This window comes from Bradyrhizobium sp. SZCCHNR1017, from assembly GCF_032381375.1.
GTDB lineage: Bacteria > Pseudomonadota > Alphaproteobacteria > Rhizobiales > Xanthobacteraceae > Bradyrhizobium.
Window position 1 is genome coordinate 416203 of sequence record NZ_JAUHIR010000004.1, and the last position, 17498, is coordinate 433700.

The window sequence follows — 17498 nt, forward strand, 5'->3', positions numbered from 1 at the left end:
TCGTCACAACACGATCACGTCGCTGTCGGGCTCGGCCGCGTAGAGCCGCTCGACCAGTGCGGCACGGCGTTCGAGACCGGCGCGCTGGTTGATGTAGCCCTTGTCGGTCAGCTCATGGCCGTCGATCGAGGGCGGCTCGACCATCAGCATGGCGCGGCCGATGCGCCGGCTGGTCGCACCCTCGCACTCTTTATTATGGGCTTCGAGACCACGGCGGACGCAGTCGATGACGGCCGGATGCTTCACCACGTCCTCGAACGTCGCGTTGGGATCGCCGACCAACTGGCGGCAGGCGTGCAGATTGGGCCAGGCCAGGAGACCGACATATTCGCGATCCTGCCCGGTCACCAGTGCATCGTGGATCGCCGGCGTTGCGGCTGCGATCGCATCGGTGCGAAGCGAGCCGACATGGACGAAGGTGCCTGTCGTGAGCTTGAAATCTTCGACCACGCGGCCGGCGAAGATGATACCTTGCGCCGGGTCATTGGGATCGACGAACACGCCGGCATCGCCGATACAATAGAACCCTTCCTCGTCGAACGCCTTCTTCGTCAGCTCGGGCTGGCCGAAATAGCCCGGCATCACGTTGACGCCGCGCAGGCGCAGCTCGTATTTGTCGCCGGTCGGCACCATCTTCAGCTCGACGCCGGGGAACGGCAGGCCGATGAGCCCGACCCGCTCCGTGTTCCAATAGGTGCCGGTCGAGGTCGGCGCCGTCTCGGTCGAGCCCCAGCCGGTGTAGAACACGATGCGCTCGCCGGTGGTCTTGACCGCCAGCGCCTGCATGCGCTCGTACAGATCGTCCGGCAGCCGCGCGCCGCCATAGGCCATGATGCCCAGATCCTTGAAGAAGGAGCGGCACAGCGCGTCGTCCTTCTCCATCGCCGCCGCCAGCGCCGCATAGCCGGCGGGCACATTGGCGTAATAGGTCGGCGACACCTCGCGCAGGTTCCGGATGGTTTCGTCGAACATGCCGGGCATCGGCCGGCCGTCGTCGATGTAGAGCGTGCCGCCCTCGATCAAGAGCGGATTGAACAGCGCATTGCCGCCCATGGTGTGATTCCATGGCATCCAGTCGAGCACCGTCGAGATCGGCGCATCAGGCCCGCGCGGCCGCGTCTGCATCATCATCGCCGCATTGGCGCACATCATGCGCTGGGTGTTGATGACCGCCTTGGGCATGCCGGTCGAGCCGGAGGTGAACAGCAGCTTGCCGACCGTGTCCGGTGTGATCTGCGCAATCGACGCGTCGACCGCGCCGGTGACCGGCGTCGCGGCGAGATCAGCGAAGCTGATGCTCGCAATGCCCTCGCACGGACGCGCGACATGAACGACGGTGACGCCGTCGAGATCGAGCGCCTTCAGCGCCTTCTCGAAGGTCGGGCCGTCCTGCACCATGACCACGCCCGGCTTCACGAGGCCGAACAGATATTTCAGCTTGAGATGATCGTGGCTCATCAGTGAATAGGCCGGCGACACCGGAGCGGCCGGCGAACGGGCCTGCATCGCAGCCATGGTGATGAGCGCATGCTCGATCGAATTGCCGGAGAGGACGGCGACGGGGCGGCCGTCCAGCTTCAAATCGAGCAGGCCCTGCGTCAGCCCATCGACTGTGCGCTTGGCCTCGGCATAGGACAGCTTGCGCCATTGCCGCTCGGCTCCGCTGCGTTGCGCGAGCCAGGTCCGCGTCGGCGCCTCCTTGGCCCAGCGGGCGAGCGGCGCCGCCAAATGCGGCTCATAGGCCTGCAGCGGAATGCGCGATTTGATGACGATGACGCCGTCACCGCGTCTCTCGATATCGATGTCGCGCGCCAGCCAATTGACCTTGCGGAATGCCGGCTTCTCCAACACCTTCGCTGCCGTCCCGTCCATTTTGCGTCTCCCGAAATATCGTCCTTTGCGGATCTTGATATCTAGCGGTTGGTATAGACCGGCTTTCGCTTCTCGAGGAAGGCTTGAATGCCCTCCTTGAAATCCTCCGAGCGGCTGCACAGCACCTGGTTGCGATCTTCCATCGCGATGACGGCTTCGATCGACGACGCATCGACGCTCATGTTGAGACATTCCTTCGAGAGTCGAAGTCCGACCGGCGAGGCCGTCATCATCGCATCGACGAAGGGCGCGGCCGCGCTCTCGAGCATATCCTCCTCGACGATCTCCGACACCAGTCCGACCATCAACGCGCGCTCGGCGCCGATGAAGCGTCCGGTGAGGATCAGTTCTGAGGCGACGGAGACGCCGACGAGGCGCGGCAGGAAGTAGCTGGTGCCGATGTCGCAGCCCCCTAAGCCAAGCTTGATGAAGGCACAGTTCATCCGCGCCGAGCGGCTGGCGATGCGGATATCGGCCGCGAGCGCCAACGCAAAGCCGCCGCCGGCGGCTGCGCCCTGCACCAGCGCAATAATCGGCTGCGGGCAACGCCGCATCAGCATCACGATGTCGGCGATGCGGCGCTGCGAGTCCAGCGACTCGGTCACGCTGGGCGGCTCATTGACGCCGCCGCGCCGCTGCATCGCGGCCTTCAGATCGAGCCCCGCGCAGAAGTTCTTGCCGGCGCCCTTGAGCACGACGACTCGCGTGGTGCGATTGCGCTGCAGGCTTTCGAAATAAGCGTTGAGCGCGTCGATCAGCGCCGGGTCGAGCGCGTTCAGGCTCTCCGGGCGATTGAGCGTCACCCGGTCGACGCCCTTGTCGTGTTCGATCAGCAGCGGTTGGGACATGGCGCGCGCTCCACCCTCAGTGTCATCCCGGCGAACGCCGGGATCCATAGCCACCGGCTTGATTGGTGAGAGTGCGGCGTCTGCCAGTCTGCCTATCACAGACGCCGCGGAGTATGGGTCCCCGCATTCGCGGGGACGACGGCGGAGGTTGCCGTCAGCGCGGGGCCATGCGGATGGCGCCGTCGAGGCGGATGGTTTCGCCGTTCAGCATCGGGTTCTCGACGATGTGGACGGCGAGGTTACCGTACTCGGAGGCGTCGCCGAGCCGGGCCGGATGCGGCACCTGGGCGCCCAGGCTCTTGCGCGCTTCTTCGTTCAGTCCCATCAGCAGCGGTGTCAGGAACAGGCCGGGCGCGATGGTGTTGACGCGGATTTTCTGGCTGGCGAGATCGCGCGCAGCGGGCAGGGTCAGGCCGACGACGCCGCCCTTCGAGGCCGAATAGGCGATCTGGCCGATCTGGCCTTCATAGGCCGCGACGCTGGCGGTGTTGATGATGACGCCACGCTCCTCGCCGACCGGCTCGGCGGTGACGAGGCGCTCGGCAAACAGCCTCAGCACGTTGAAGGTGCCGATCAGGTTGACGTTGATGATGCGCGCGAACTTGGCGAGCGGATAGACGCCGTCCTTGCCGACGATGCGCTGCGAGCCGCCAATGCCGGCGCAGTTCACCAGCACGCGGGCGATGCCGTGGGCCGCCTCGGCCTTGGCGAGGCCGGCCTTGACCTGATCCTCATTGGTGACGTCGGCATGCAGGGCGACCCCCTTGATCTCGGCGGCGACCTTCTCGGCATTTTCCAGGCTTTGATCGAGCACGGCCACCTTGGCCCCCTTGGCCGCCATGGCGCGCGCCGTAGCTGCGCCGAGACCCGAGCCACCGCCGGTGATGAGAACGGCAACGTTGTTCAACTGCATTTCAGGTTTCCTCCCTAGACGTTTTTGCTTGCGAATAGCGAATAGGGAGTAGCGAATAGAGGCTGCCGCTATTCGCTACTCCCTATTCGCCACTCGCCCGTTTCAATATTCCACCGCAGATCAGCGCCTCCATATGGGCGATGTACTGACGGCAGACATCATCGGTGACCGGGCCGACGCCGATCGCGCGCGACATCGCGTGGCGGCCGAAGAACAGGTGATCGCAGGCGCCGATCAGGCTGGTGTAGAACAGCACCGGATCGACGGCGCGAAACTCGCCCCTGGCGACGCCCTCCTCGATGAGCCGGCGATGGAAATCGAGCAGCGGCGCCACGAAGAACTTCGACACTTCGTCGGCCGCCTCCGCGCTGCTCTCGTGCAGCAGATAATGAATGAGCCGGTTCATGTAGGGAAACCGGTGATAGGCGCGGATGATGCCGCTGATGTGCAGCTTCAGCTTCGCCGTCGGCGGCAGCGGCTGCGCCAGGAGATATTCGAGATTGGCCACCTCGGTCGCCGCGTCGCGGGCGAGCAGCGCCAGCAGCAGGCCGTCCTTGTTGCCGAAATGGTATTTGACCAGCGCAGCGTTTGCCCTGGACTTCTGTGCGATGTCGCTGAGCGAGATCTCGATCGAGGATCTCGCGATCATCAGCTCGCTGGCGGCGTCCAGCAGCTTCTCCGCCGTCGCATTCCGCCCCGCGGGAAGTTTCTCTGGCACGCTGTTGTGAAGCTGAGGTCCCAAGACATGTCTCGCGCTTGATCGAGGCAGATAAGCCGAAGCCGGAGTTGATCTCAAGAGTTAATTGATCGATTGACTAAGGCTCGATCGAGCATTTAAATCGCGGCCAATCACGAACACCAAGTCTAGGGAGGATACGTCATGGCGGAAGCCTACATCGTCGCGGCCGCACGCACGGCCGGCGGCCGCAAGGGAGGCCGCTTGGCCGGCTGGCATCCGGCCGATCTCGCCGCGAAGGTGCTGGACGCGCTGGTCGAGCGCTCCGGCGCCGCGCCGGACCAGGTCGAGGACGTGATCATGGGCTGCGTGATGCAGACCGGCGAGCAATCGAACAACATCGCGCGCAATGCGGTGATGGCCTCGAAGCTGCCGGAGAGCGTGCCGGGCACCTCGATCGACCGGCAGTGCGGCTCGTCGCAGCAGGCGCTGCATTTCGCCGCGCAGGCAGTGATGTCGGGCGCGATGGATGTCGTGATCGCCGCCGGCGTGGAGTCGATGACCCGGGTGCCGATGGGTCTCTCCTCCACGCTTCCGGCGAAGAACGGCTTCGGGCACTACAAGAGCCCTGGCATCGAGAGCCGCTATCCGAACATCCAGTTCAGCCAGTTCACCGGCGCGGAAATGATGGCGGAGAAGTACGGTCTCTCCAAGGATGAGCTCGACGAATACGCCTATAACAGCCATCAGCGCGCGATTGCCGCCACGCAGGCAGGCCACTTCAAGGACGAGATCATCCCGCTCGAGATCACCCGTGCCGACGGCTCGACCGACACCCACCACATCGACGAGGGCATCCGCTTCGACGTCAGCCTCGACGGCATCAAGAGCGTCAAGCTGATCGCCGAGAACGGCAAGCTGACGGCGGCCACGGCCAGCCAGATCTGCGACGGCGCGTCCGGCGTCATGGTCGTCAACGAGCGCGGCCTGAAGTCGCTCGGCGTCAAGCCGCTGGCCCGCGTCCATCACATGACCATGATGGGCGGCGACCCCGTCATCATGCTGGAGGCGCCGCTCCCGGCGACGCAGCGCGCGCTGCAGAAGGCAGGCATGTCGATCGACGAGATCGATCTCTATGAGGTCAACGAGGCGTTCGCTTCCGTGCCGACCGCGTGGCTGAAGACCACCGGCGCCGATCCGAACCGCCTCAACGTCAATGGCGGCGCGATCGCGCTCGGCCATCCGCTCGGCGGCTCCGGCACAAAGCTGATGACCACGCTGCTGCATGCGCTGAAGGCCCGCAACAAGCGCTATGGGTTGCAGACGATGTGCGAAGGCGGCGGCATGGCCAACGTGACGATCGTGGAAAGGCTGTAGGAGGCGAATAGCGAATGGCGAGTGGCGAATAGGGAGAGCGATCCGCTCCGCTCGCCCATACGCTCCGCTATTCGCCATTCGCTACTCGCCATTCGTTACTCGCGCCTCCCCGCCGGAGTCTCTCATGACCCACCCCTCCATTCACGCCCGCAGCCATCCCGACAAGATCGCCTATCAGATGGCCGGCACCGGCAAGGCCATCACCTATCGCGAGCTCGACGAACTCTCGAACCAGGGCGCTCATCTATTCCGTGCGCTGGGGCTCAAGGCCGGCGACCATATCGCCTTCCTGATGGAGAATCGGCTGGCGTTCATGGAAATCGCCTGGGCGGCGCAGCGCTCCGGCCTGTACTACACCGCGATCAGCCGCTATCTCACCAAGGACGAGATCGCCTACATCATCAGGGATTGCGGCGCCAAGGTCTTCATCACCTCGCCGAAATGCGCCGAGCAGGTGCGCGATCTCGTAAGCGCCACGGACGGCCCGCTGTTCTTCATGGTCGACGAGCCCGAGCCCGGTTTCCGCTCCTGGGACAAGGAGGCCGACGCCCAGCCCAAGACGCCGATCGCCGATCAGGTCGCCGGCTACGACATGCTGTATTCGTCGGGCACCACCGGACGGCCGAAGGGCATCAAGAAGGATTTCGAAGGCAATCCGATCGATCAGCCGAACCAGTTCCTGCGCGTGCTGTGCGCCGACATGTGCGGCATGAACGCCGAGAGCACCTATCTGTCGCCGGCGCCGCTCTATCATGCAGCTCCCTTGCGCTTCAACATGATGGTCTCAGTGCTCGGTGGCACCTCGATCATCATGGAGCATTTCGACGCCGAAGACTTCCTGAAGCTGGTCGAAAAGTACAAGGTCACGCAGTCGCAGCTTGTGCCGACCATGTTCGTGCGCATGCTGAAACTGCCGGAGGACGTGCGCAAGCGCTACGACGTGTCGACCCTGAAGGGCGCGATCCATGCCGCTGCGCCCTGCCCGGTCGACGTCAAGGCCAGGATGATCGAGTGGTGGGGTCCGATCCTGATCGAGTATTATGCCGGCTCCGAAGGCAACGGCGTCACCGTCTGCACCTCGAAGCAGTGGCTCGAGCACCGCGGCAGCGTCGGGCGCGCCGTTGTCGGCAAGATCAAGATCCTCGGCGAGAATGACGAGGAGCTGCCGACCGGCGAGATCGGCACGGTGTATTTCGCCGACGCGCCGGTGTTCTCCTATCACAACGATCCGGAGAAGACGAAGCGGGCCTACAACGACAAGGGCTGGTCGACGCTCGGCGACGTCGGCTATCTCGATGCCGACGGCTTCCTCTATCTGACCGACCGCAAGTCCTACATGATCATCTCCGGCGGCGTGAACATCTACCCGCAGGAAACCGAGGACGTCCTCATCACGCATCCCGACGTCGCCGATGTCGCCGTGTTCGGCGTGCCGAACGAGGAGATGGGCGAGGAGGTCAAGGCGGTGGTGCAGCCGCACGACATGGCGCGCGCCGGCAAGGCGTTTGAGGAGCAATTGATCCTGTTCTGCCGCCAGCATCTGTCGCCGATCAAGTGCCCGCGCTCGATCGATTTCGTGCCGGAGCTTCCGCGCACGCCGACCGGCAAGCTGGTCAAGCGCCACCTGCGCGAACGCTACTGGCCGAAGAAGGGCGCGGCCTAGCACGCGATCATTCCGCAAAATTCCGTCATGCCCGGCCTTGTGCCGGGCATCGGCGTCTTTCAAGCTGGCACAAGAGAAGACGTGGATGGCCGGTCAAGCTCGGCCATGACGAGGAGACGTTCGAATGTGGACTTCCCTTCCCCCGCTTCCCCTCCCACCCACGATCCGGTCCCGCTTCGTCGACGGCATCAACGGCCTGCGCATGCACGTGCTCGAAGCCGGCTTCGAGACGCCCGGCCGTCCCTGTGTGCTGCTGCTACACGGCTTTCCCGAGCTGGCCTATAGCTGGCGCAAGGTGATGCCGGCGCTGGCCGCCGCCGGCTACCACGTGCTGGCGCCGGACCAGCGCGGCTATGGCCGCACCACAGGGTGGAGCGCCGACTATGACGGTGATCTCGCGCCGTTTCGCTTCACCAATCTGGTGCGCGATGCGCTCGGCGTGGTCTATGCATTCGGCCATCGCCATGTCGCGTCTGTCGTCGGCCACGACTTCGGCAGCCCCGTCGCGGCGTGGTGCGCGGTGATCCGCCCCGATGTCTTTCGATCGGTCGTGATGATGAGCGCACCGTTCCCGGGGCCACCCGCAGCACCGTTCGACATCGCCAGCCATCCCCTCGCGGCGCAGGAGGATCCCGTGCATCGCGAACTGGCTGCGCTGCCGCGTCCGCGCAAGCACTATCAATGGTACTACGCGACGCGGCAGGCCAATGCGGACATGCATCATCCCCCGCAGGGGCTGCATGAATTCCTGCGCGCCTATTACCATCACAAGAGCGCAGACTGGGCGGCCAACGCCCCTTCTCCTCTGCAGGCCTGGGACGCGGCCGAACTCGCCAAGCTGCCGACCTACTACGTCATGGACCTCGACAAGACGATGGCCGAGACCGTCGCCGAGGAGATGCCGGATGCGGCGGCGATCGCGGCGAATCGCTGGCTGCCGGACCATGAGCTCGCGGTCTATACCGCCGAATATGAACGAAACGGCTTCCAGGGCGGGCTGCAATGGTACCGCTGCGGCACGTCTGGTCTATTCGACGCTGAATTGCAGACCTGGTCGGATCTCACGATCGACGTTCCGTCCGCATTCATCTCCGGCCTGCAAGACTGGGGCATCTACCAACGGCCCGGTGTGTTCGAAGCGATGCAGTCCCGAGTGTGCACCAACATGATCCTGTGCGAGCTGATCGATCGCGCCGGACATTGGGTGCAGCAGGAGCAACATGAACGAGTCAATGAGCTCCTGTTCACGTTCCTGAACAAATCGACAGCCTGATTTCGGACGCCGTTCCGACGTATTAGGCGAATCGAGGAACGAACATTCGGGGTTGACGTTTTTGCATCCGGGCAATGCGCATCAGGAGAAGATTTATGGATAAGAAGATCGCAGGCTTGTTGGGCGCGGTCGCCGCTGTCGGCGCGCTCGGCACGGCGCAGGCGTCAGCGGCTCCGGCCCCGAGCGACGTGCTGAAGGCCAACTCCTACGCCGACCTGCTCGAGCCGATCCCGAATGCGGCCAAGGTGCTGCAGGCGCTCGACGAGCAGGCGCCGCCGGAGGCCGAACCGAAGGTGCAGCTGGCGCAGTGGTACCATCACCACCACCATCATCACCACCATCACCATGGCTACTGGCGCGGCTATGGCTACGGTCCTGGCTATGGGTACGGCTACGGCCCCCGGGTCTATGTGGTGCCGCGCCGGTACTACCATCACCACCACCATCATCACCATCACCACTGGTACTACGATCGCTACTGATCGTTGAGAGGTGAAAGCTCGGGGGGCGCCGACCGTGAGGTCGGCGCTCTTTCGTTTGAGAAAGACGGAAGCGTCAGGACTTGCGCGCCTTGTCCTTCGCCGCGCGATGCAGGTGGCGGTAGGTGCCGTCGAACACCGTGTCGGTGCTCGACACCCATTCGGTCTCCTTGGCGAGCACCGGACGGCTGGCGTGGATGCGGCGCGACTGCAACTCGCGCTCGGCCGCCTCGTCCGGAGTCATGGGCTCGACCGTGAAGTTTGCCTCCTCCGGAATCACGATCACCTGAGCGAACGGCTCGCCCGGACGGAAGATATGCGTCCGCCCTTCCGCGGGCGCCTTGAACACGCAGAAGAACAGCATCGGCCAGAAATTGCGCACCAACGCCGGCACCGCGATCGGGCAGGTATCGCTGCGGTCGGTATAGAAGCGCGGATGCGGCTCGGTCCGGATCGCGAAGCCGTTGGGCACCTTGAGATCGAGCAGGATCTGGTAGGTGTAGAAGGCATCGCCAAAATTGCGGAACGGCGGCCATTGCAGGCTCGGGCTCGGCGGCTCGCCCCAGTCGCCGGACAGCTCCAGCTTGCCGTCGCGCGTGGTGACGTGCAGCTCGAAGTCGTACGGATAAAATAGCTCGATGCCATATTGCGCACCTTCCGAGAATGGTACGCAATGCCAGACCTGCTCATGCGAGCCATTCGCTCGTGGCTGGCGTTCGCCTGCCCAGCCCGGGATATCCATCCGGGTGCGGCGCGGCGCCAACCCTGGATCGTTGAGCCGATATTTGACGCTATCCATGAGAACTCCTTAGGTGGCTGAGCGGAACGCGAACGACGGACTATCCTCGCAGTTCCATGACTGGAGCTTGAATGCGCTGTCACCGAAGGGTTTCGCGACCAATCAGCGGCCGGAGTTTGACCGCGGTGCGGCAAATCCATATAGACTTTAGAACCGTTCTAAACACTCGAATGTTGAGAGCGAGAGATCCGGGGACCTTGGAATGAAGAACTTCGCCGACCTCACCGAGCGCGAGATCCTGGCAATCGCGATCTCGGCCGAAGAGGAAGACGGCCGTATCTATATGAGCTTCGCGGAGGATCTGGCGGAACGTTATCCGGATTCAGCCAAGCTGTTCGAGCAGATGGCCGAGGAGGAGAAGGGCCACCGCCACATGCTGCTCGAACTCTATGAGGAGCGCTTCGGCAAGAACCTGCCGCCGATCCGGCGCGAGAACGTCAAGGGCTTCATGCAGCGCCGGCCGATCTGGCTGACCAAGAACCTGTCGCTCGACGCCATCCGCCGCGAGGTCGGCACGATGGAGTTCGAGGCCGAGCGCTTCTACGCCAAGGCGGCCGAGCAGGCCAAGGACGTCGGCGTGCGCCGGCTGCTCGGCGATCTCGCCGAGGCCGAGAAGGGCCACGAGAAGGTCGCGGCGAAACTGACCGACAAGATCCTCAGTCCGGATGTCCGGCACAAGGAGGACGAGACGCGGCGGCGCGTGTTCGTGCTGCAATATGTCCAGCCCGGTCTCGCCGGCCTGATGGACGGCTCGGTCTCGACGCTGGCGCCGCTGTTCGCCGCCGCCTTCGCCACGCATCAGAACTTTCAGACCTTCCTGGTGGGCCTTGCCGCCTCGATCGGCGCCGGCATCAGCATGGGCTTTGCCGAGGCGCTGTCCGACGACGGCTCGCTGACGGGCCGCGGCTCGCCGTGGCTGCGCGGCGCCGTCTGCGGCGCGATGACGACGCTCGGCGGACTGGGGCACACGATGCCCTATCTCGTCCCGGACTCCTGGACCAACGCGTTCTGGATCGCGACCGCGATCGCGAGCCTCGTCGTGTTCTTCGAGCTGTGGGCGATCGCCTATATCCGCGCGCGCTACATGGACACGCCGTTCCTGCAGGCGGTGTTCCAGATCGTGCTCGGCGGCATCATCGTGCTCGGCGTCGGAATTCTCATAGGAGCGGCCTAGCATCCGCACCCCCGCGTCTTGCGAAACGCTCAGCCGCGAGGCTGATGGCGCCGGACCGATCACAACGGAAAACTCGTCATGACGCCACGCCTGCAATACGGCACGCCCGCGAAGATCCTGCACTGGCTGGTGGTGGCGCTGCTCGCCATCCAGTATCCGATCGGCTGGCTGATGCCGGACCTGCATGCCAATACCCCCCCCCGGCGCGCCGATGATCCTGCACATTTCATTCGGCCTCACCATTCTGGCATTGATCGCCGTGCGCTTCGTCTGGCGGCTCACCCATCCGGTCGCACCGGAGAGCTCGCTGCCGCCCTGGCAGCGGCTGAGCTCGGAGATCGTGCACTGGATGCTCTACGTGATGGTGCTGGCGAGCACCATCACCGGCTGGCTGTTCGCCTCCTTCCGCGGTTGGAGCGTGTCGTTCTTCTACCTGCTTCCGTTGCCGATGCTGGCCGCGCGCAACCCGGCCGGCAACCGCGCCATCGACGGGCTGCACCAGGCCTCCGAATGGCTGCTGCTGATCCTGATCGTCGTTCACGTCGCCGCCGCACTCGCGCACGTCTTCATCTATCGCGACCGCGTCATGCAGCGGATGCTGCCGGGCTAGAATCCGCAATTTTGGTCAAGCGATCGCCATCCGCATCGGTTAGGACTCCCGGCAAACATCGCACCGGGAGGATCGACCTTGGCCGCACCGCAATGGACGTTCGCAACCGCCGTCGACACGGCGAAGGCGTTGGCAGATCGTGAGATCTCGTCGGTCGAGCTGACCAAGCTCGCCATCGACCGCATCGAACGTCATGACCCCGAGATCAACGCCGTCTGCGTGCGCGATTTCGAGCGCGCGCTCGCTGCCGCCGACGCCGCCGACGCCGCGCTGGCGCGCGGCGAACGGCGGCCCCTGCTCGGCCTTCCGCTCACGGTGAAGGAATCTTACAACGTCGCCGGCCTGCCGACGACCTGGGGTTTTCCGCAGCACAGGGATTTCATCGCGGCCGAGGATGCGCTGACGGTGACTCGCGTGAAGGACGCCGGTGGCATCGTGCTCGGCAAGACCAACGTGCCGCTCGGGCTCGGCGACTGGCAGAGCTACAACGACATCTACGGCACCACCAACAATCCCTACGATCTCGGCCGCACGCCGGGCGGTTCGTCAGGCGGATCGGCCGCCGCCCTGGCGGCCGGCTACGGCTCGCTGTCGCTCGGCTCCGATATCGGCGGCTCGCTCCGGGTGCCGGCGTTTCATTGCGGCGTCACCGCGCACAAGCCGAGCTACGGCCTGGTGGCCTCGCGCGGCCACACGCCGCCGCCGTTTCAGCCGCTGCCGGGCGAGGCCGACCTCGCCGTCGTCGGCCCGATGGCGCGCTCGGCCGCCGATCTGTCGCTGCTGCTCGATGTGATCGCAGGCCCCGACCCGCTCGAGGCCGGCAAGGCATATCGCCTCGACCTGCCGCCGCCGCGCCACGGTCGCCTGCCGGATTTCCGTGTGCTGGTGGTCGCGAGCGATCCGCTGCTGCCGACCGACAGCGCCGTGCGCGGCGCGATCGAGCGGCTGACGGCCGACCTCGCACGGGCCGGCGTGAGCGTCACGACGGACAGCCCGCTGCTGCCGGACTTCGCCGCAGCGAGCCGGCTCTACATGCGCATGCTGCTCGGCTTCATCGGCGCCACCATGCCGGCGGAGGTCCACGCCGGCGCCAGTCACGCGGCCGCGCAATTGCCGAAGGAGGCAGCGAGCCTCGCGGCCGAGCGGCTGCGCGGCATCGCGCTCAGCCATCGCGACTGGGTGCAGGCCGGCGGGGCGCGGGCGCGGCTGCGCGCGCAATGGCGAACGCTGTTCGAGCAGTTCGATGCCGTGATCTGCCCGATCATGCCAACGCCGGCCTATCCGCACGACCATTCGCCCGACCAAGAGCAGCGCCGCATCAGCATCGACGGCGTCGAGCATTGCTACACCGATCAGCTCGCCTGGCCGGGCATCGCCACCTTGCCCGGACTGCCCGCCACCGCGATTCCGCTTGGACTCGCCGACGGCCTGCCGGTCGGGGTGCAGATCGTCGGCCCGTTCCTCGAGGACCGCACGCCGCTCAAGCTCGCCGACCTGATCGAGCGCGAATTCGGCGGCTTCGTCCCGCCGCCGCGGTTCACGAACTAGTTCGCGATCGGGCTTATTCAACAACGCCTCGCCAAATTCCGCCGTCGTCCTACATCGTCATGGCCGGGCTTGACCCGGCCATCCATCTTGCAGAGAGGCTGGATGCCCGGGTCAGGCCCGGGCATGACGGGTAACTAATAGGCAGACCCGCCGAACCTCATCACCTGCCTCACACCCGACCACCCACCTCACGCATCGAACATGATCACGCTGCGCAGCGTCTTGCCTGCCTTCATGTTTGCAAAGCCCTCGTTGATCTCCGACAGCTTCAGCTTGGCGGAGATCCAGTCCTCCAGATGCAGCTTGCCGCGCAGATAGAACTCGACGAGGCGGGGCATGTCGACGCGAAAGTGGTTCGAGCCCATCGACGAGCCCTGGATGCGGCGCTCGCGCAGGAAGTCGAAGCCGTGCAGCTCGATCTTCTGGCCGAACGGGATCATGCCGACGATGGTCGCGGTGCCGCCCGGCGCCAGCATCGCGAACGCCTGCTCGGCGGTCTCCTTGCGCCCGAGCACCTCGAAGGCGTGGTGCACGCCGCCCTTGGTGAGCTCGCGCACCTGGGCCACGACGTCGCCCTCAGTGGGATTGATGATGTCAGTCGCGCCCAGTTTCGTCGCAAGCTGCAGCTTGGCCGGATTGGTGTCGATGGCGATGATGCGGCCCGCGCCCGCGATCTCGGCGCCGTTGATCGCAGCCATGCCGACGCCGCCGCAGCCGATCACGGCCACCGTCTCGCCGGCCTGCACCCGCGCCGTGTTGACGACGGCGCCATAGCCGGTGATGACGCCGCAGCCGATCAGCGCCGCGAGATCGAGCGGCATGTCCGGGCGGATCTTCACGATCGCGTTCTCGTGCACCAGCATCTGCTCGGCGAAGGACGAGAGGTTGAGGAACTGGTGCAGCTTCTCGCTTCGGCCCCATGACAGCCGGTTGGAGGCGCCGGGCGGCATCTTCACCGTCGTGTCGGTGCACAACACCGGGCGCCCCGTGGTGCAGTTGTCGCAGGTGCCGCAGAACACGGACAAGCACGTGACGACGTGATCGCCTGGCTTCACATAGGTCACGTCGGCGCCGACCTGCTCGACGATCCCAGCCGATTCATGGCCGAGCACGGCGGGCAGCGGATGCGGATACAGGCCTTCGATGAAGTGCAGGTCGGAATGGCAGAGACCGGCAACCGCCGTGCGGATCAGCACTTCCCGCGGCCCCGGCTTGGGCACGCTGATGTCCTCGATCACCAGCGGCTTGTTGACCTCCATCAGCACGGCGGCTTTCATTGGCGTTCTCCCGATCTTGTTTGTTGTTGGTCGCGGCAAGCCTACGCCGCTGACAGCAGTTCGCCAACCTCCTCCATGTCAGCGGTACGTTCGCCGAGCAGCAGTGTCGCGATGGCATCATCCATCCTATTTTCCGCGAGCCGGAACGGATCGGACGGCGTCAGCCGGTGCGCGACGATGAGCTTTGCCAGCAACAGCCTGCGCGCGTCGCCGCGCATCGCGTGGATGCGCGCGCTTTCCCAAGTCGTCGAGACGGCGCTCGCCACGTGATACAGCAGGCTGGTGGCGCGGCGCGCTTCGGACTCATTGTCGGCGCGTCCCGCGACCTCGCGCGCAAAGCCCACGGCACGATCCACCAGTCGATGCAGCTGATCGCGCCAGGCCTGCGGCACGGCGGCGCTGTCGTCGAGCCGCGCATGCAGGTCGGCTGCCAGCGCGGCCTCCGCACCGTGCCGGCCCACGGCGCGCTTCAGCGCATCGAGCGCGACGATGTTGCCGGTGCCTTCCCAGATCGAGCCGAGATGGGCGTCGCGCAGCAGCCGCGCGGTGACGAACTCCTCGACATAGCCGATCCCGCCGCGCATCTCCAACGCATCGCCGCAGACCTTGCGCGCGTCGCGCGTGGCGCGGAATTTCAATGTCGGCGTCAGAATGCGCAGCAGCGCCGCGGCATCCTGGCTGCCGGCCTCGGCACGGTCGAGCGCGTCGGCGGTGAGGAAGCTCAGCGACAGCGCCTGCTCGGTCGCGAGCAGGATCTTCAGCAGTTGCCGCCGCCCGAGCGGCAGGTCGACGATGCGTTTTCCGAACACCACGCGGTTGCGCGCGACCGTAATCGCGTCGTGCCAGGCCCGCCGCATCAGCGCCGTCGACTTGACGCCGTTGGAGAGACGCGACGAGTTGACCATCTCGGCCATCTGCACGAAGCCGCGATCGAGCCTCCCGACCGCATAGGCGACGGCGCCCTCCAGCTTGATCTCGCCCGAGGCCATCGAGCGCGTTCCGAGCTTGTCCTTCAGGCGCACGATCCGATAGTGGTTCTGGCTGCCGTCATCGAGGAAGCGCGGCATCAGGAACAGGCCGACGCCGCGCGTTCCAGCTTCGGCACCTTGCGGCCGCGCCAGCAGCATCACGACCTTCGCATCGGCATTGGAGCAGAACCATTTCTCGCCATGCAGGCGCCAATGGTCGCCCTCCGGGACGGCGACCGTCGTCAACGTGCCGACATCGGAGCCGCCCTCCTTCTCGGTCATGAACTGGCCGCCCTGGGTCAGCTTTCTCATGTCGGTCTGCGTCAGGCCATCGAGGTACTTGGCCTTGAGCCCGTCGCTACCGAAGCTCGCCAGCAGCTTGGCGCATCCGTCGGTGACGTTGATCGGACAGCCCAGCCCGAACTCCGCCTGGTTGAACAGGAAGGTGAAGGCGTGCTTGGCCGTGACCGGATACTTGGTCGGCCAGCCGAGAATGCCCTTGCGGATCGACATCGCGTGAATGCCGAACTCGCCAAAGGCGGCGCGCTCGAGCTCGCGATAGGCCGGATGGTACTCGACCCACTGCACGTCGCGGCCGAAGCGGTCGCGCTGGTGCAGCACAGGGCCATGGCGGTCAGCCAAGCGGGCGCATTCGTCGAGATAGGAGCCGGCGAGCTCGCCGAGACGGTCGAGATGCGGCACGAGGTGCCGAAACAGCGCTTCGGGCAGATGGATGCGCAGGAGATCGGCGAGCGCGGGGTCGGCGCGATAGAAGTTCAGCCCGGTGGTATCGGGCGCCAGCAGCTCCGGCCTTGCGCCGCCGGTCATCACGTCATCGCGCCTCAGGAACTGATGCATGATCGTTAAGCCCTCGTTCGTTTCCGCAAGTCTCTGATGGACTCTTCGACAGGTTGCGCCTGATCGGATACACAACAGGCAGCGGCGTGCGCCGAACCGGGAGCAGATCCATGACCAATCAGCCGACGGAGGTTTATCGCATCTTCGGGGCGGAGATGTCGCCCTATTCGGTCAAGGTGCGATCGTATCTGCGTTACAAGGGCATCCCGCATCACTGGATATTGCGCAATGCGGAAAGCGAGGCGGAGTTCGCGCGGCACGCCAGGCTGCCGATCATTCCGCTGGTGGTCGCCCCCGACGAGGTGCCGATGCAGGACTCGACGCCGATCATCGACGCACTGGAGCTCGACTTTCCGCAACCCACGATTCATCCCGGCGACGCGCTGACGAGCTTCATCTCGGCCTTGATCGAGGAGTTCGGCGACGAGTGGGGCAACAAGTGGATGTTCCATTATCGCTGGGCGCGCGATCTCGACCAGCGCGCCTCGGCCGGACGCATCGCCCGCATCCGCGCCCCCAGGGCAGACGAGGCCGAGTTGGGCGAGCTGGCCGAGAAGATCCGCGCGCGCATGGTCGAGCGGCTGTGGTATGTCGGCTCCAACGAGATCAACGCGCCGCAGATCGAGCAGGGCTTTGCCGAAATGCTCGACCTGCTCGAACGGCATCTCTCGGTCAGGCCATATCTGTTCGGCCACCGTCCGGCCTACGGCGATTTCGGACTGTGGGGCCAGCTCTACGAGCTGTGGACCGATCCGACTGCCGGCGCCCTGATCGAAGGCCGCGCGCCGCATGTGCTGGCCTGGATCCACCGCATGCTATGGCCGCGCGCCGAAGGCGAGTTCGAGCTGTGGCCGGAACTATCACTGACCTTGATGCCGATCCTGACCCGCCAGGTCGGCGCGCTGTTCATGCCATGGACGCTCGCCAACGAGCAGGCACTGGCCGAGAACCGCAGCGTCTTTCGCGTCCAGTTCGGCGACTTCACATGGATGCAGAAGCCGCAGAAGTATCACGCACGCTCGCTGGCGATGCTCCGCGGCAAATACGCCTTCCTGCACGATCGCAGCCGGCTCGATGTCGTGCTTGAGGAGATCGGCTGCCTCGCCGGATTGCAGCCGCGTCCCACCTGAGGACGCGCGGCAAAAATGTGGGGACGAGCCGTA

14 protein-coding genes and 1 pseudogene are annotated in these 17498 nt (G+C 65.3%); 8 read left to right on the top strand and 7 right to left on the bottom strand.

Annotation, left to right across the window (positions count from 1 at the left end; translation table 11 throughout):
• Positions 1-3: 3 nt before the first annotated feature.
• The 4 genes from QW863_RS14100 to QW863_RS14115 form a co-directional block, all read right to left on the bottom strand.
• On the bottom strand, positions 4-1872 hold the full coding sequence (locus QW863_RS14100) for an AMP-binding protein (protein ID WP_315713737.1): 1869 nt from the start codon (positions 1870-1872) through the stop codon (positions 4-6).
• 41 nt (positions 1873-1913) lie between these two features.
• Complete coding sequence (locus QW863_RS14105) at positions 1914-2720, bottom strand: enoyl-CoA hydratase/isomerase family protein (RefSeq protein ID WP_315713736.1); 807 nt, start codon at positions 2718-2720, stop codon at positions 1914-1916.
• 154 nt (positions 2721-2874) lie between these two features.
• The gene (locus QW863_RS14110) at positions 2875-3633 is read right to left on the bottom strand and encodes an SDR family NAD(P)-dependent oxidoreductase (protein WP_315713735.1); all 759 of its coding nucleotides are present in this window, start codon (positions 3631-3633) and stop codon (positions 2875-2877) included.
• Between the two features lie 82 nt (positions 3634-3715).
• Positions 3716-4375: a TetR family transcriptional regulator gene (locus QW863_RS14115; protein WP_315713734.1), complete on the bottom strand. Its 660-nt coding sequence runs from the start codon at positions 4373-4375 to the stop codon at positions 3716-3718.
• 138 nt (positions 4376-4513) lie between these two features.
• Between QW863_RS14115 and QW863_RS14120 the strand changes: the two genes are divergently transcribed.
• From QW863_RS14120 to QW863_RS14135, 4 genes are all read left to right on the top strand, one after another.
• Complete coding sequence (locus QW863_RS14120) at positions 4514-5686, top strand: acetyl-CoA C-acetyltransferase (protein WP_315713733.1); 1173 nt, start codon at positions 4514-4516, stop codon at positions 5684-5686.
• Between the two features lie 124 nt (positions 5687-5810).
• Positions 5811-7349, top strand: coding sequence for an acyl-CoA synthetase (locus QW863_RS14125; protein WP_315713732.1), 1539 nt, complete (start codon positions 5811-5813; stop codon positions 7347-7349).
• A 202-nt stretch (positions 7350-7551) separates the two neighbouring features.
• On the top strand, positions 7552-8622 hold the full coding sequence (locus QW863_RS14130) for an alpha/beta hydrolase (RefSeq protein ID WP_315714359.1): 1071 nt from the start codon (positions 7552-7554) through the stop codon (positions 8620-8622).
• Positions 8623-8717: 95 nt separating this feature from the next.
• A complete protein-coding gene (locus tag QW863_RS14135; RefSeq protein ID WP_315713731.1) occupies positions 8718-9104 on the top strand; it encodes a hypothetical protein in 387 nt (128 codons plus the stop codon).
• Between the two features lie 73 nt (positions 9105-9177).
• Here QW863_RS14135 and QW863_RS14140 read toward each other — a convergent pair whose 3' ends face one another.
• Positions 9178-9900, bottom strand: coding sequence for a hypothetical protein (locus QW863_RS14140; protein ID WP_315713730.1), 723 nt, complete (start codon positions 9898-9900; stop codon positions 9178-9180).
• Positions 9901-10102: 202 nt separating this feature from the next.
• Here QW863_RS14140 and mbfA point away from each other — a divergent pair, with 202 nt between their 5' ends.
• The 3 genes and pseudogenes from mbfA to QW863_RS14155 all read left to right on the top strand — a co-directional run bounded on the left by mbfA (position 10103) and on the right by QW863_RS14155 (position 13232).
• Entirely contained in the window at positions 10103-11074 is a 972-nt protein-coding gene (gene mbfA, locus QW863_RS14145) for an iron exporter MbfA (protein WP_315713729.1), read from the top strand.
• 78 nt (positions 11075-11152) lie between these two features.
• Positions 11153-11684: pseudogene (locus QW863_RS14150) on the top strand (cytochrome b).
• Between the two features lie 78 nt (positions 11685-11762).
• Entirely contained in the window at positions 11763-13232 is a 1470-nt protein-coding gene (locus QW863_RS14155) for an amidase (protein WP_315713728.1), read from the top strand.
• Positions 13233-13420: 188 nt separating this feature from the next.
• On the opposite strand, the gene QW863_RS14160 is transcribed toward QW863_RS14155, so the two are convergent.
• The gene (locus QW863_RS14160) at positions 13421-14509 is read right to left on the bottom strand and encodes a Zn-dependent alcohol dehydrogenase (protein ID WP_315713727.1); all 1089 of its coding nucleotides are present in this window, start codon (positions 14507-14509) and stop codon (positions 13421-13423) included.
• A gap of 41 nt (positions 14510-14550) precedes the next feature.
• Entirely contained in the window at positions 14551-16335 is a 1785-nt protein-coding gene (locus QW863_RS14165; RefSeq protein ID WP_315713726.1) for an acyl-CoA dehydrogenase family protein, read from the bottom strand.
• A gap of 110 nt (positions 16336-16445) precedes the next feature.
• On the opposite strand from QW863_RS14165, the gene QW863_RS14170 reads away from it, so the two are divergent.
• On the top strand, positions 16446-17465 hold the full coding sequence (locus tag QW863_RS14170; protein ID WP_315713725.1) for a glutathione S-transferase family protein: 1020 nt from the start codon (positions 16446-16448) through the stop codon (positions 17463-17465).
• Positions 17466-17498: the final 33 nt, after the last annotated feature.